This window comes from Methanoculleus thermophilus (genome assembly GCF_001571405.1).
Taxonomy (GTDB): domain Archaea; phylum Halobacteriota; class Methanomicrobia; order Methanomicrobiales; family Methanoculleaceae; genus Methanoculleus; species Methanoculleus thermophilus.
In genome coordinates this window covers 343,398-357,578 of the sequence record NZ_BCNX01000006.1, presented here as the reverse complement: position 1 = coordinate 357,578, position 14,181 = coordinate 343,398, and the positions used below count along the sequence as shown (strand labels likewise).

The following is a 14,181-nucleotide window of genomic DNA, read 5'->3' as shown; positions in this document are numbered from 1 at the left end:
TTTGAATGGCTGGGAATTAGTATGGATCGTCCCAGATCTCGCCGACACCAGCGAATCGATCTTTTTCTACCCGGGATCGCCGCTGACAGAAAAAATAGAAGGGTTATCTAACCTTCGTCCCCGGACTGACCGGCCGGAGGGGGACAAGGAGGGAGGCCTCGTCACCGGCGGCGAGGATCATTCCCCTGCTCTCGACCCCGAAGATCTTTGCCGGTGCGAGATTTGCAATCATTGCGACATCTTTGCCAACCAGTTCCTCGGGGGAGTAGAACTGCGCGATCCCGCTGACCACCTGGCGCTTCTCGCTGCCGAGATCGACGATAAGTTTGTAGAGTTTCTTTGAGCCCTTGATCGGCTCGGCCGAGACGATCTGTCCGACCCTGATATCGAGTTTTGCAAACTCGTCGATGGATACAGTGGGCGTCTTTGGTTTGGCGGCCTCTTTTGCCTTCTCGACACGTTCATTGAGAATAGCCTCAAGAGCGGCGATCTGCTCCTTCTCGATCTTAGCAAAGAGCGGGGAGGGTTTTGCGAGCGCTCGTGCTCCCACCGGCGTCGTTGCCTCGGCAATCGAATGATCCGCAATCTTGTCCTCGTAGCCGAGCATCGTCCAGGCCCGCTGCATTGACTCGGGCATCAGGGGCTCGAAGATCAGAGCAAGCGCTTTCACAATCTGGAGGCAGTCGGCTATGACCTGCTCCGCCGCCGCCCGGTCCTCCTTGATCAGTTTCCAGGGAGCGTTACTCTGGATGTAAGAGTTCCCAAACGACGCAAGAGCCATCATTGCATCAACGGCGCTCTTGAAGTCGTACTCCCGCATCAGGGCATCGATCGTGGAGAGCGACCGCTCAATCTCCTCGACGACGACCGGCCGTGGGGCAAGGTCGGGCACCCCCGAGAACTCCTTCTCAGCGAAGTACATCGTCCGGTAGATGAAGTTTCCGAGCGTCCCGACGATCTCGTTGTTCACCCGCTCGGCATAGATCTTCCAGGAGAAATCGAGTTCTTTCGTGTGGTTGGTGTAGGAGAGAAGGTAGTAGCGGAGGTAGTCTGCCGGGAGGCCCTGGTCCAGGTAGTCGTCGTTCGTCCAGACCACATATCCCCGAGACTTTGAGAACTTCCTGCCCTCGATCGTGACCATGCCGCTTGCGACCACCGCGTGCGGGAGGCCGTAACCAGCCCCCTTGAGGAGGGCAGGCCAGAAGATGCAGTGGTGGTAGATGATATCCCCGCCGATGAAGTGCGTGACCCGGGTCTCGTCCCCGCACCAGTAGTCCTTCCAGTCGGCACCGGCAGCCTCCGCCCACTCTTTCGTAAACGATATGTAGCCGATGGGCGCGTCGACCCAGACATAGACGACAAGATCGTCGCGTCCCGGGAATTTGACGCCCCAATCCAGCGTTCGGGTGATGCACCAGTCGTGCAGGAGTTCCTTCACCCAGCCGAGGGCGTAGTTTCGGGCAGTGGCCGTGCCGCGGAGGTTGGGGAGATACTCGAGGAGGAAGTCCCGGAACGCCGAGAGTTTGAAGAAGTAGTGCTCCTGCTCCCGGTACTCCGCCTTGCCGCCGCAGATCTTACAGACCGCGTCCTTGATCTCGCCGGGCTCGAGGTGCTGGCCGCATCCCTGATCGCACTCGTCGCCCCGGGCGATCGCCCCGCAGTGGGGGCAGATCCCTTCCACATACCGATCGGGGAGGAACCGTTCACACTGCGGGCAGTAACTCTGGCTGACGGTCTTCGAGTAGATGTAGCCGTTCTCGATAAGCCGTTTGACGATCGAGCGGGTGGTCTCGTGGTTCATGGCGTCGTCGGTCATCCCGAACCGATCAAAGACTACTCCCATCCGCCGGAACGTCTCGTAGAAGTGCTGATGATAGCGCTCTGAGAGGGCACGGGGGGTCGAACCCTCCTGCTCAGCGCTGATCACGATCGGCGTTCCGTGGTTATCGGAACCACATATAAAGACGACCTCCTCACCCGACCGGCGCATATAGCGCACGTAAAAGTCGGCCGGCACGTAGGTCCGCAGGTGCCCGATATGGCAGGGACCGTTCGTGTACGGGAGGCCGCACGTTACCAGCAACGGCTTACCACTCATCCTTATCTACTCTGGTTGCGATGGTAATAAAGATACCAGCGCATGGCACGAAGGATTACGATGCCTGTTCGATCTTTCGGCTCCGAGGTCGGAATGCCCACGGTCCCGGAGATCACAGGGTGGCTGAAAGAGGTAAAAGTGGTGGAGGCGGATCTCACCACCTACCGGCTCGGCCGTTCGATTGATGCCCAGGAGGGGGTGACGGTGCCCGCCGCCGGAGGTATCTTCTACAGCGAGAGGCTGCGGGGAGCGTTCCCCGGGGTGATCGACGGGGTGCTTGTCGGTGAGCCGGACGTCGACCCGGCTGCTGTGGTTGCGGATGCGCATTATATCCTGACAAGGCAGAAGGGGGCCTGGATCTCTCTCCCCGCCCCCCACATGCTCGGTGTTCGTGACGGCTATATCGGGGATGAAGAGGGTTTTTCCGAGGCTATCGCGACCTCATACATTCGGCTCATGCGGGAGATGAGGGATGCGGGCGTGCAGGGCCACATCCTGATCGCGGACGAAGCGGACGCAATCGAACTCGATTTACTCGCGAAAAGAAAGACCCTTTTCTTTCCGAGGGCTCCGGAGACCTTCGACCTGGAACTCCTGCTCGAGTACCAGGATAGACTCATCCTCCCGGCAAAGGATCTTAATCGGGCGGAGGACCTGATGGAGCGGTTCCACATCAAAAGACTGATCCTCCTCGATGCAGAGACAGAGGACCTTGCGGCCGCCACCGCTCTTGCCGACCCGGATATGCTTGAAGTCGGCGGCTACTGCGAGGAGAACTGCCCGGATTACTGGAAGCGCCTCCGGGAGGGGGCCTTCATTCTTCGATAGTCTCCGCAACTTCCGCAAGACGCCGGTAATGTCGATTCCGCTTGAAGATCCAGAAGAGGAGGCGGTCGAGGAGGCTGAACGGAAACGTCCCTCCGGCTGCGTGAGGATGACCGCCGCCGGAGAACTCCCGGGCAATGAGGTGGCTGACCGGGGGGACTGAACGGATAGAGATGCGGCCGTTTCCCGAGACGATCACCTCGATATCGGTATCGAGTTCATCGCGGATGGCATGCGCCGTCTCGCTGGGGTAGCCGTAGAGAGGGGAGAATGCTATCCGATAGCGGCCGTCCTCGATGATGGTGGTGTGCCGGAGGCTCTTTTTGATATCTTGCTCCATTTCCCGGACGATCCGCTGGTACTCGCTCTCCACTTTCGGATCAACGATAGTGCCCCGGACGAGGTTGTCGCGGACGTACTCGCGATAGCCTTTCTGCATCACGACCTGGCCGAGCATCTTCGACCGGGGATCCTGATGCTTCCAGAGGTCGTAGTCGCAGACGACCTGCGCGATCTCCACCGCCACCGGGTCCTCGGGAGCAAGGTCGCGGGCGACGATCCCGGTCGCGCAGGTGGAGACATCGATATGGAGGAGGTTTGTCTTCGCATCAACGGCCCGGATCTCCTCCTCTTTCCAGCGGTGGTGGTCGCGCCACTCGATCCGCCACCCGTTCGACCGCGCCTTCGCAAGCCTTTGCTCAACGCCCGGCTGGTAGCCGATATCCGATATGCTGAGAAGGTTCCCGCGTCCGGGAGAGCCGGCCACGGCGTCAAGATTAGCGAGGAATTTGCCGACCGGAGACCAGACAGTAAAGACGTCCCCGTACTTCCTCCGGTGGATGGCGTCGCTCCCTACGGCATCAAGGTCGTTGTGCGTAAGGTGCACGACGGTCTCCGTCCGCTCCGAGAGCGCCTTCATGAGGTTTGCGTCCTGAGCATTCGATTTCTGATCATTCCGGTCCATCATCAATAGTATTATGCAGGGAGAGATAAATAGGCAGTTTAAGATCCTCTGCTCCCCCGCCACGAGAAACACAGGATTTATTAGGGACTACAAACAACATTGTAGGGCAGGAGCCCCTGTAGCTCAGACTGGGAGAGCGCCAGACTGAAGATCTGGTTGTCCCCGGTTCAAATCCGGGCGGGGGCATCTTTTCTCAAGTTCTAATCCAGTCAGCAATATTGTGGTGTATTTATAGCGCCTATCGAAGATAGGCCAAATCCATCAAACGGCAGGGAAGACTTGATACGCATCAAATTCTGTGGAACCGCGAGTCTGGCGGAGATGCAATGTGCGATCGATGCAGGCTGCGATGCTATGGGGTTCATCATGGGCGTGACCCACGAGAGCTCTGATTATATAACCCCGGCAGAGACCGCCCGGATGATACGACACCTCCCGCCGTTCATCGAGCCGGTCGCGGTCACTCACCTGCAGGATACAGAAGACCTCATCAAACTGGTGAGGGAGTCACACTGCACGACGCTGCAGATCCAGGATACCATTGAGCCGCCCGAGATCGATCGCATCCGTGACGCCCTCCCGTACTTAAAGATAGTGAAAGCCGTCCATGTGATGGACGAGTCAGCCATCGCGACGGCAAAGCGCTATGAACCCTATGCCGATGCACTCATCCTCGATACCAGAACGAACGAGAAACTCGGGGGAACAGGGATCCCCCACGACTGGAACATCAGTGCGGAGATTGTAGCCCGTTCATCTATCCCCGTGATACTCGCAGGAGGGCTCACGCCCGAGAACGTCGCAGAGGCCATACGGAAGGTCCGTCCCTACGGGGTCGACGTACATACCGGCGTCAAGAAAGACGGTGTCCGCAACCCCGAGCGGACGCTTGCTTTTGCTCGTGCAGCGCGAAACGCTCTCTGAAGGCTGATGAAAGACCACCCGCACGGATTCATCGAGGCAAACAGCCGAGAAGCTGGTCCCGGGATCCTGCGGGTAATACGCTACCAGAGGCTTGAAGCGGCGAATGGGCTGGTTATCCGAGGTCAAAAAAGTAGTTTACCGGGCCGGCACCGCTGCCATGCCCTTCTCGACCCGGCGGGCCATCTCCTGCTTGACCCTCCGGATCTTCTCCGCCTGATCGCGCTCCGCAAGGCTCGGACCCGCTTTAGAGACGACTTCCTCGCTCGGGACCCCTTTCGCGTTCACCACCCGCTGGTAGGCAAAACTCGCCCAGTCGTCCGGGAGCTCCTGCATCCGCACATACTCCATGTTGCTCGGCGCAAGATCGAGCTGGTTCTCAAGGACGCTGTTGACATAGTCCTTGTTCGGTTCAAAGACGACAAGGGATTCGACGACGTCGGTCTTCATGATGTCCTGAATATCCCGGCCCTCGAACTGCTTTAAGAGCCGCGCACACTCGTTGAAGTGCTCGATCTCCATCTTCATGAAACTCTCCCAGATCCCCCGGATCCTCGGGTCGCTCTCGTGCTGGGCACAGGAGTAGTAGAGGTATGCCTCGTTGAGTTCCAGAATCGCCATCTTCTCAAGCATCGTCTCCCGCGGATCGCCGAGGCTTTCATACTGGCTCACGTGCTGCTCCTCGATCTCTGCAATCTCAGCATACAGCTGCCGCGCGATCTCGTCCGGGTACATGAACCCGTGAGACCGGTAGAAGAGCATCGTCTGTTGCTCCGCGGCGACGATCGTGGCATAATTCATCTTCGTCTTGATATCGGCCGTATCCTTGTCGTAGTGCTTGCGCATTGAGTCATAGGGGTGGCGGTGCTCGATGCTCGTCGGCCTGCCGGGCTTCACCTCGGTCTTGCCCTGGACGATCATCTCGGGGTCGCCGCCCTCGATGTAGTCGTAGAGGCAACCGTAGCGGTAGAGGTGGTCGAAGTCCTCGAGCAGCGCAAAGTCCAGTGTCTGCTTGACATACGGGTCCGGCTCGTTCTGTGCCAGGTTCGCGGTGAGGTCGACCGCCACCTGCTCGTAGCCGAGAGTGGTCTCGATGACCGATTGGTCGGCCGGGTTGAGCCAGTTGACCGCCTCCTGCTGCTGGGAGTCGATCCGCCTCATCAGAGCCATCGATTTCTTCACCTCGGGGTCCGGGTGCATCCGCGCAATAGCGTGCGACATGAGGACGGCATTGTTCTCGATCCCATTCATGAGGATGACCCGGGTCCGGGTGTAGGCGTCGACCGCCTTCTTATCGTATGGGGCCGGGGTCATATCCTTCCAGGACTGGGGCTGCTCTTCGAGCGGCATGCCTTCCATATCAAAGGGTTTAAACTGAGCCATTTCGTCTCCCTCCATATCCCCCGCCAACTCTTCAGTATGGGTATCTCCAGTGGTATGGGCACAGGCGGCAAACCCCCGGGTTCACCCCTGCATACTGGAGATTCTGGGGCCCCCCTTCCATACCGGTCACACCACAAAAACCTAACGGCCAGCAACGGAGGCCGCGTAAAATGCGGTTCCCGACCACCCTGGCAATGAAGAGTATACAGTTAGACGGTTATCCTGCCTGGCACCACCCCGGGGCACTGAGAGACCACAAAGTATACATCGCAGGAGATGGGGCTGGATGAAGGGGGCTCCCCAACAAACGTGCCACCCCATTAGTACGAAGGGTTAAGTATAACCGCCCAAGAGAGGGCGCTAGATGGTGACGGACCATCCGATGACAACCAGACCGCAGGAGACGAGGGCCATGACTGGAAGAGAAAGCAATCCCCCCGATTCCAGGAGGGGGAACACCGATGAGGGAACGAATAATCGGGAAGCCAGGGATCCCCGGGGCAGGGAGGCCCCGGCTGTTTCCCATGAGAGCATCCGCGACTTCCGCGGCCATCCTACAGACTTCCTGGTCGATATCCTCGACCAGGAGTCAGAGGTGATCATTGTTGCAGAACTGCCCGGCGCTGATGTGGAAACCATCAAACTCAATCTGCTCAACCCGCAGACCCTGCGGATAACCGCAAGGCGCGCTGAGCCGGTGGAGGAGGAATCTGGTGGTTACTACATCCGGGAGCGCGGGAATGGAATCATGAGCCGGCTGATACGTCTGCCAGCAAGCGTAACTGACGAGTCGGCAAGGACGAGTTTCAAGAACGGTGTTTTAGAGGTGCGGCTACAAAAGATGAGAGGGGCGCCTGAACGCGGAGGGAAGAGGATCACCATAGAGTGATTGGGGGCTAACGCCACTCTCATGGAGATACTACCGGCCCGTCGCGCTATACAAACCGGATCTCCGGGCAGGGGCGCATCCATCAGTACCAGGCAGCGCACCCGGCCATCCGGGTCGTCACCACCTGGGGGTGGTAACAGATGACGCTGTCCCGGGCTGTGATCCTGCCGTTGACGATCTGGTCGATGACCGTGAGGTGGTCCTGCACGCCCCGGGGAAGGAGATAATACTCGCGGACAAAGTCCTTCCCCCGCGCACCCATCTCGGCAGCCTTCTCAGGGTGCCGGAGGAGATGGAGGATTCTATCGGCGGTCTCCTGGATCGTCGAGACCAGGTAGCCGTTCCAGCCGTCGCGGATCTGGAGCGGTATCCCGCCGACATTCCCGGCGACGACCGGTTTCCCCTTCCAGAGGCCTTCGGTTACCGTCAGGCCAAACCCCTCCTTGATGGATTTCTGAACGATCACATCCGACGCACGCTGAAGAGCGTTGATCTCCCGGTGGCTGTCCGGTGGAAGGTCGAGGACATGAATGTCAGGGTCATCCTCGGCCGTCTCACGGACTTCGCGCAGGACAATATAGCACTCAGGGTCGTCGCATGCCCGACCGCCGACGAGAACGAGCTGGCAGGGGACCTTCTGACGAACTTTCTTGAAGGCCTGGATGACCCCGACCGGGTCTTTAAAGACATCGTATCGGGAGACCTGGGTGACGATAGGCATTGCCGGGTCGATACCGTACTTCGCGAGGACGGCATCGATCTCGGAACGGGGGAGATCGCGGTTCTTCTCGGATAAGGGGTCGATGAACGGCGGAATGATGAAACTTGGCACGTTCCAGAGCGGAAGATACTGGAAACTCGAGAATATGCTCGCGTGATACTTCTCGACCAGCCTTCGCAAGATGTTGCCGATGCTCCCCACGGTCTCTGTAGGCACAGTCTCCAGCTGAACGTGGCATCGCCAGAGGAGTCTCTTCTGCTCGAGTTCCCGGGTCGTCAGGAACTCTATGAGCCCGAGCGGCTGTGGGTCATGAATGGTCACGACATTACAATCGTCTTCAATCAGTCCTTCGTTCTGCCGCTGAGCCTCCCAGTATGTCTCGATCATCGACTGCGAGAATCCGTCGCGACCCTGGAGGAAGTTGTGGAGCGTCTTTGTGACGTCGAAAAAAGCCGGTTCGGCCTCCATGACGCTCCATACCGTCTCAAGGCCGAGTGCGTTGAGGAAAGGGACGTATGATATGAGAATCTCCGCGACACCGCCGCCGTAACGGGTCGAGTTGATCTCCTGCAGCTTGTTGCCGGATAAGCGATCGGCGAGTTCTTCGAGCGCCGAGAACTGCTCATCCCCTACGATCCGCCGGTATTCCTTGAGGGACGGGCAACTGGGGAGATCTGTGACGATCATTGAGGATCACTCTCCGGTAATACGCCCCCAGCCAATAAAATGCCTTTCGGTGGGGCAAGCAGATACCCGGTATAGGGAGCACTCCTGCCATATGCTTGCCCAGGTTCACCAGACCCGGCTTATGGGGCTGGTGATGCTTCTAAAATAGGCTACCCGCTCCTGACCTGCGGGGTGCAGTGGGCATTATCCATGCGAGAAGAGGCGTCCCCAGGAAGGGCTCTCTCCAGGGCTGCCTTCAACTCAGCAAGCGAGATCGGCTTTTCTAGAACGCCGACGATGTCGTTCGCGTATCGGGAATATTCCTCAGGCCAGACATGTTTTGCAGTAAAGAGCAAGACCGGAATATCCTTGTATTCTTCATTCTTCTTCAACTCCTCCAGGAACTGCCACCCATCGATGGGAGACATCATCACGTCGAGGATGATGAGAGCAGGCTTCTCTTTCTTGAGCATCCGCAGGGCGTCCCAACCGTTGTGAACCAGAAGAGGTTCACGGTTGATCTTCTTGAGCAGGAGTTCCATTACCTCAAGCGTTGGCAGGTCGTCATCAACGACCATAATCGCATTTCCCACAGTTTATGCCTCCTTTGGTATTCTGATGGTGAAGGTGCTCCCTTCGCCAACCTCACTTGTCACTGATATCTCCCCTCCGTGTAATCGGACATATTTTATCGCGATCGCAAGCCCCAGGCCTGAATGCACGCAATTGTGGCTCGTTTCTTGGGTACCTCCGATAAATAACGGCCCAAAGATCGATCCGATAATATCCGCAGGGATACCGATGCCATTATCGCACACCATAATATAATGATTGTTATTTGATCCCGCATACCGGATCCATACCTTCTTTGGCGGTTCATTATACTTAACCGCATTCGATATCAGGCTCTCGAGAGCCTGGTAAAGCAGATCGGGATCTCCCCAGATATGAGCATTTTCAGGGATTTCGTTCTCGATCTCGGCTTCACTCTCATACCCACCCCTCGATATGATGGAATTGATGAGGGAGCGGAGATGTATGTCCTGAATGGCAAGTTCGATATGATCCGTCATGACCAGACTCAACTTGACCATCCTCTCCACCACCGCCTGCTCCTGCCTCGCGCACTCAAGGCAGGTTCTGAGATACTTCTCAGTCTCGCCCTTTAAACCATAATACTCTGGATCATCGGCGAGTATACCAAGGTAACCGATGAGCGGTTGAAGCGGTGTGCGCAACTCGTGGGAGACATTCGAAACAAGCCCTTTCCACTGGTCCACCTCCCAGGCCATCTGCCTGCAGGCAATCCTCTGTCTTCGTATCTCGGTGGTGTCCCGCGCAGACCCTACAACACCGATAAGTGCGCCGTCAGTGCCGGTATACGGGGCGAGTGTGACGGAGAATGTATGGTGAACCCCTCCAAGCTCGATATCGAGATCGTAGCAGGCATTCTTTCGTTCGCTGATTACGCTGCGGACCCATGACATGTGCTGTGCGCTAAGATCATCGGGCAGGAGGGCATCCACACCCTTTCCGATGAGGTCGGCAGGAGAGATCCCATGTTCTGGGGCATGCAGCCAGGAGAAGTGGAGAATGCGTCCGTCTACGTCCTGCATAAAGAAGATATCGTTTGACTGCTGGATGAGTTCCATCAGGCGCTCATTTGACCGAACAAGGTCCTCACGCTCACCCTGGAGCATGCTAGGGTCCACAATCGTGCACTCATATATGTTATCTGGCTCCAATTTTCGGCAGGAGAGAAAGACCAAGCGTGTATCACCGTTCTGTGCACGTAGTGGCATCTCCATGTTCCCAATGTAGCCTTCCCGCTCCATCTCGCTTGTAAACCGCGCCTTACAGGTCTCGTCGGCCCAGAACAACTCCACCGGGACGCCGATGAGTTCCAGGGGAGTATAACCGAGTATATCCGCGCACCGCCTGCTGACGCAGAGCAACCGGAGACTATCCGGGTCGCAGAGAAACTTTGCATCGCGAGAATTCTCTATGAGTTGTCTATACCGGGAGAGGGCCAGGCGAGAGTCACGGGTAAAGAGCGTTGTGGCCCCACAGAACCAGAAGAGGAAGATCGTGTGCAGCCCCGTCATCACCGGATTGATGAGATTGCCAAGAGATGCCTGGTAGAGTTGGATAAGTACAAATCCGACAGTCAAAAACGTGGTCAACAGAAGGCTCTTTTGAGGGTACCAGAGCGCTACAAGGAGAATAGGAATGCAGTAGATCAGGGGACTGATAGGGTTGCTGCTAACCTGCTCAATCGCTGTCAGTATGAGTGACACTAGAGAGAGGGACACCAGAACAATCATTTTTACAATATCTGTATCGATGAAGATGTCCTCTCTAGAATGGCTCACAGGACAGCGATTAAAAGACATGCGAAGTACAAGGTTTTATCGAACGAGGCTATATACCATTCGGAATTTGAAGCAATGGATAGAGACCATTCATAAAAATGGGGAGATACCACTCGGTCTTCTGTAATACAGAGTCCCTCGATTTTGCAAAAAAGAGAGGATTTGGCAGAAAAGACCAAAGAGGAGAGAATATGAAGATCGTCGTTTAACCCTAAAATATGCGCCCGTTTGTCTTTGTTAACATCGCCATGAGCGCGGATGGGAAGATATCAACAAAAGAGCGACGACAGGTCAAGATCTCGGGAACTGAGGATTTTTCACGCGTCGACAGGATCAAAGCGGCGAGTGATGCCATTATGGTCGGCATCGGTACCGTGCTTGCGGATAACCCCTCGCTCACCGTCAAATCCCCGGACCTCCGTGCCGAGCGAAGAGCGGGAGGAAAAGACGAGCATCCCATCCGCGTCGTGGTGGATAGTGCAGCACGGACACCGCTCGATGCGGATATCCTCCACAAGGGAACCGGTAAGCGTATCATCGCCGTCTCACGCAAGGCGCCCCGAGAGCGGGTAGAGGCCTTGAGAGAGCACGCCACCGTCGTCGTCACCGGCGAAGATTCGGTCGATCTCCAAGCCCTGCTTGAGGAACTATACCGGCAGGGCGTCCGACGCTTGATGGTCGAGGGGGGCGGGACCCTGATCTGGGGACTCTTTGAGCAGGGGCTTGTCGATGAACTCCAGACATTCATCGGCAACATCGTCATCGGCGGAAAGGACGCCCCCACGCCTGCCGACGGAGAGGGTTTTCTCCGGGAAGCAGACTTTGCGCGACTGCGCCTGATCGAGGCCGTTCAGCTCGATGACGGTCTCCTGATACGGTGGAGCGTCGAGAATAGGTAAGGAGATCTCTACCGGAGGGTCGCCTTTTTAGAAAAAAGAGGCGAGAGTGTTACGGAACCACTGCAATCTGATCTATAACCTTGTAGGAACCGCCCGTGATGAGAGAGATGGTAATCTCAACCCGGTTCTCTCCTTTTGCGTTCTGGATGATCAGTTCTTCGCCGGTGATCGGCTGCAGGCTATCGGTGACGACCTCCCCGGTCGACTTAGTCACACGCACGTCGATGCTCTTTACGAAGGTCTTCCCTGCACCGCCGCGGAACGCGATGTAGAGATCATTCGTAACCCGTGAGGGGAATCCGCCCGTAATCTGGAACTCAACCTCTTTTCCCGGCGGCATCGTCTGCGTCGGACCGGGTGTCAGCGAGACTGTTGATGTGGAGACAGGCGTTGCCGTACTCCCGGGAGTCTCAATCGGGGTAGTCTCAGTCGGGGACGGCCCGACGTCACTGCCAGCTCCCGTACAGGCAGCGCCAAACGAGAACGCGAGCAGCAGAACGATCAGAGCGGATAGCAACCTGAAGTTCATGATCCGATCATGCGCATCATGATATTTCATAGTTTCGTAAGGTCCGCGACAAATTTCCCGGAATATTGTATAAAAATGCCTGGTTTATGGAGATCCCGACCTCGAATAGTGACCAAAAAGACATCAGGAAGTTGTCCCGGATCGGGCAATAGAAAGATTTATAATTATTGGAAGGAAACTTCTATCCACATCAGGTGCAACGATGAACCTACGAAGACCGAACGCCAACGACGCGACTGGAACGAGCAACCGCTCCCGGGATGTCGTGCCCATGTCAGGCATCTGCAGCCGGTGCGTCGACGGCTGCAAGGGATCCTGTGAGATCTGGCTCTCCTCCTTCCGGGGCAGGGAGGTCCTCTATCCCGGCCCGTACGGGGAGATCACCGCTGGTGCGGACAAGAACTATCCGGTCGACTACTCGCACCTGAACATCCAGGGCTATGCCAGGGGTGCAAAAGGGCTGCCGGAGGGTATCGAGGCCGGCCCGGACACCGCACTCTTCCCGGATGTTGATACCAGGACAGAGTATGGATGGAGTATCAAGGTCCCGATGCGGGTCCCCGTCTTCACCGGGGCGCTCGGGTCGACCGAGAGTGCCCGGGCAAACTGGGAGCACTTCGCTATCGGAGCCGCCATATCGGGCATCACCCTCGTTTGCGGAGAGAACGTCTGTGGTGTCGACCCCGGGCTCGAACTTGACCACACCGGAAAGATCAGCAAGTCGCCCGAGATGGACCGCCGTATCAAGACCTACCGGCAGTTCCACGACAAGTACGGCGAACTCCTGGTACAGATGAACGTGGAGGATACAAGGCTTGGGACCGCCGAGTACGTCTCGTCAAAGCACAACCTGGAGACGATCGAGTTGAAGTGGGGCCAGGGTGCAAAGTGTATCGGCGGCGAGATCAAGGTCGGCAACCTCGACCGGGCGAATCAGCTAAAAGATCGCGGCTACGTCGTCCTCCCCGATCCGGGGATCCACGAAGTGCAGGCAGCCTTCCGGAACGGGGCCATAAAGGAGTTCGAGAGGCACTCGCGTCTCGGTTTCGTCACCCGGGAGGGGTTCCTTGAGGAGGTCGACCGGCTCCGGGATATCGGGTTTAAGCGGGTTACCCTCAAGACAGGCGCCTACTCGGCCGTCGAACTCGCGATGGCCCTTCGGTACGGAGCCGAGGCGAAGATTGACCTCCTCACCATCGACGGCGCACCCGGCGGCACCGGGATGAGCCCCTGGCCGATGATGAACGAGTGGGGGATACCGACCTTCTACATCGAGTCCCTCGCCTACCAGTTCGCCGAACGGCTTCGGGAACGGGGCATCCGGGTTCCGGACATCGCCATCGCCGGCGGGTTTTCGGATGAGGCAAACGTCTTTAAGGCGCTCGCCATGGGGAGCCCCTACACCAAGGCCGTCTGTATGGGCCGTGCCCTCATGATCCCCGGCATGGTCGGGAAGAATATTGCGAAGTGGCTCGAAGCCGGCGAGCTCCCAAAGACCGTCTCGAAGTACGGCCGCACAAAAGAGGAGATCTTCGTCTGCTACGAGCAGCTCAAGGAGAGGTACCCCGACCGTATCGACGAGATCCCGCTCGGAGCGGTGGGGGTCTACACCTACACCCAGAAGTTCAGGACCGGACTGCAGCAGATCATGGCCGGGACGCGGAACTTCAGCCTCAAGACAATCTCCCGGAACGATCTGATGGCCCTGACCGAAGAGGCGGAAGCAGTCTCCGGCATCCCATACGTAATGCGGGCCTACCGCGACGCCGCCGAGGCAATCCTCGACTCATAAGTTACACATCAGCACCAGCAGCACCGATAAACGTCCATACCACGCAATGGGCGCAGACCACCTCCAGAGCGCTTGATTGATCGGGAATCAAGAACTCTGGAGGGGAGGATCCATCCAATCAC

12 protein-coding genes and 1 tRNA gene are annotated in these 14,181 nt (G+C 57.5%); 6 read left to right on the top strand and 7 right to left on the bottom strand.

From position 1 onward, the window contains the following. Positions 1-103: 103 nt before the first annotated feature. Positions 104-2,098 (bottom strand): methionine--tRNA ligase, encoded by a 1,995-nt coding sequence (gene metG / locus MCUTH_RS05040; RefSeq protein ID WP_066956400.1) that lies wholly within the window; start codon positions 2,096-2,098, stop codon positions 104-106. 60 nt (positions 2,099-2,158) lie between these two features. On the opposite strand from metG, the gene MCUTH_RS05035 reads away from it, so the two are divergent. Then, entirely contained in the window at positions 2,159-2,926 is a 768-nt protein-coding gene (locus tag MCUTH_RS05035) for a hypothetical protein (protein WP_224732726.1), read from the top strand. Here the strand turns inward: MCUTH_RS05035 and MCUTH_RS05030 are convergent. Beyond that, entirely contained in the window at positions 2,913-3,887 is a 975-nt protein-coding gene (locus MCUTH_RS05030) for a DHH family phosphoesterase (RefSeq protein WP_066956983.1), read from the bottom strand. The genes MCUTH_RS05035 and MCUTH_RS05030 overlap by 14 nt on opposite strands. 112 nt (positions 3,888-3,999) lie before the next feature. Here MCUTH_RS05030 and MCUTH_RS05025 point away from each other — a divergent pair. Then, positions 4,000-4,073: transfer RNA gene (locus MCUTH_RS05025), tRNA-Phe, on the top strand. Between the two features lie 93 nt (positions 4,074-4,166). Further along, complete coding sequence (locus MCUTH_RS05020) at positions 4,167-4,811, top strand: phosphoribosylanthranilate isomerase (RefSeq protein ID WP_224732725.1); 645 nt, start codon at positions 4,167-4,169, stop codon at positions 4,809-4,811. A 135-nt stretch (positions 4,812-4,946) separates the two neighbouring features. Here the strand turns inward: MCUTH_RS05020 and MCUTH_RS05015 are convergent, their stop codons facing one another. Beyond that, positions 4,947-6,191 (bottom strand): hypothetical protein, encoded by a 1,245-nt coding sequence (locus MCUTH_RS05015; protein WP_066956977.1) that lies wholly within the window; start codon positions 6,189-6,191, stop codon positions 4,947-4,949. A gap of 412 nt (positions 6,192-6,603) precedes the next feature. Between MCUTH_RS05015 and MCUTH_RS05010 the strand changes: the two genes are divergently transcribed. Further along, positions 6,604-7,080, top strand: a complete 477-nt coding sequence (locus MCUTH_RS05010; RefSeq protein ID WP_066956974.1) for an Hsp20/alpha crystallin family protein — start codon at positions 6,604-6,606, stop codon at positions 7,078-7,080. Positions 7,081-7,162: 82 nt separating this feature from the next. Here the strand turns inward: MCUTH_RS05010 and MCUTH_RS05005 are convergent, their stop codons facing one another. The 3 genes from MCUTH_RS05005 to MCUTH_RS04995 form a co-directional block, all read right to left on the bottom strand. After that, positions 7,163-8,488: a glycosyltransferase gene (locus tag MCUTH_RS05005; RefSeq protein ID WP_066956394.1), complete on the bottom strand. Its 1,326-nt coding sequence runs from the start codon at positions 8,486-8,488 to the stop codon at positions 7,163-7,165. Positions 8,489-8,637: 149 nt separating this feature from the next. Continuing rightward, positions 8,638-9,060 (bottom strand): response regulator, encoded by a 423-nt coding sequence (locus tag MCUTH_RS05000; protein WP_224732724.1) that lies wholly within the window; start codon positions 9,058-9,060, stop codon positions 8,638-8,640. 3 nt (positions 9,061-9,063) lie between these two features. Further along, on the bottom strand, positions 9,064-10,764 hold the full coding sequence (locus MCUTH_RS04995) for a PAS domain-containing sensor histidine kinase (RefSeq protein WP_224732723.1): 1,701 nt from the start codon (positions 10,762-10,764) through the stop codon (positions 9,064-9,066). Between the two features lie 293 nt (positions 10,765-11,057). Here MCUTH_RS04995 and MCUTH_RS04990 point away from each other — a divergent pair, with 293 nt between their 5' ends. Beyond that, a complete protein-coding gene (locus tag MCUTH_RS04990; protein ID WP_066956385.1) occupies positions 11,058-11,738 on the top strand; it encodes a 2,5-diamino-6-(ribosylamino)-4(3H)-pyrimidinone 5'-phosphate reductase in 681 nt (226 codons plus the stop codon). Positions 11,739-11,787: 49 nt separating this feature from the next. Here MCUTH_RS04990 and MCUTH_RS04985 read toward each other — a convergent pair whose 3' ends face one another. Continuing rightward, a complete protein-coding gene (locus MCUTH_RS04985) occupies positions 11,788-12,267 on the bottom strand; it encodes a hypothetical protein (protein WP_066956972.1) in 480 nt (159 codons plus the stop codon). A gap of 202 nt (positions 12,268-12,469) precedes the next feature. Here MCUTH_RS04985 and MCUTH_RS04980 point away from each other — a divergent pair, with 202 nt between their 5' ends. Beyond that, a complete protein-coding gene (locus tag MCUTH_RS04980; RefSeq protein WP_066956382.1) occupies positions 12,470-14,059 on the top strand; it encodes an FMN-binding glutamate synthase family protein in 1,590 nt (529 codons plus the stop codon). Positions 14,060-14,181 lie beyond the last annotated feature (122 nt).

Bases quoted from the DNA above. Each gene is read 5' to 3' on its own strand.
- metG (WP_066956400.1), bottom strand. From the start codon at position 2,098: ATGAGTGGTAAGCCGTTGCTGGTAACGTGCGGCCTCCCGTACACGAAC.
- MCUTH_RS05035 (WP_224732726.1), top strand. From the start codon at position 2,159: ATGCCTGTTCGATCTTTCGGCTCCGAGGTCGGAATGCCCACGGTCCCG.
- MCUTH_RS05030 (WP_066956983.1), bottom strand. From the start codon at position 3,887: ATGGACCGGAATGATCAGAAATCGAATGCTCAGGACGCAAACCTCATG.
- MCUTH_RS05015 (WP_066956977.1), bottom strand. From the start codon at position 6,191: ATGGCTCAGTTTAAACCCTTTGATATGGAAGGCATGCCGCTCGAAGAG.
- MCUTH_RS05010 (WP_066956974.1), top strand. From the start codon at position 6,604: ATGACTGGAAGAGAAAGCAATCCCCCCGATTCCAGGAGGGGGAACACC.
- MCUTH_RS05005 (WP_066956394.1), bottom strand. From the start codon at position 8,488: ATGATCGTCACAGATCTCCCCAGTTGCCCGTCCCTCAAGGAATACCGG.
- MCUTH_RS04990 (WP_066956385.1), top strand. From the start codon at position 11,058: ATGCGCCCGTTTGTCTTTGTTAACATCGCCATGAGCGCGGATGGGAAG.
- MCUTH_RS04985 (WP_066956972.1), bottom strand. From the start codon at position 12,267: ATGAACTTCAGGTTGCTATCCGCTCTGATCGTTCTGCTGCTCGCGTTC.
- MCUTH_RS04980 (WP_066956382.1), top strand. From the start codon at position 12,470: ATGAACCTACGAAGACCGAACGCCAACGACGCGACTGGAACGAGCAAC.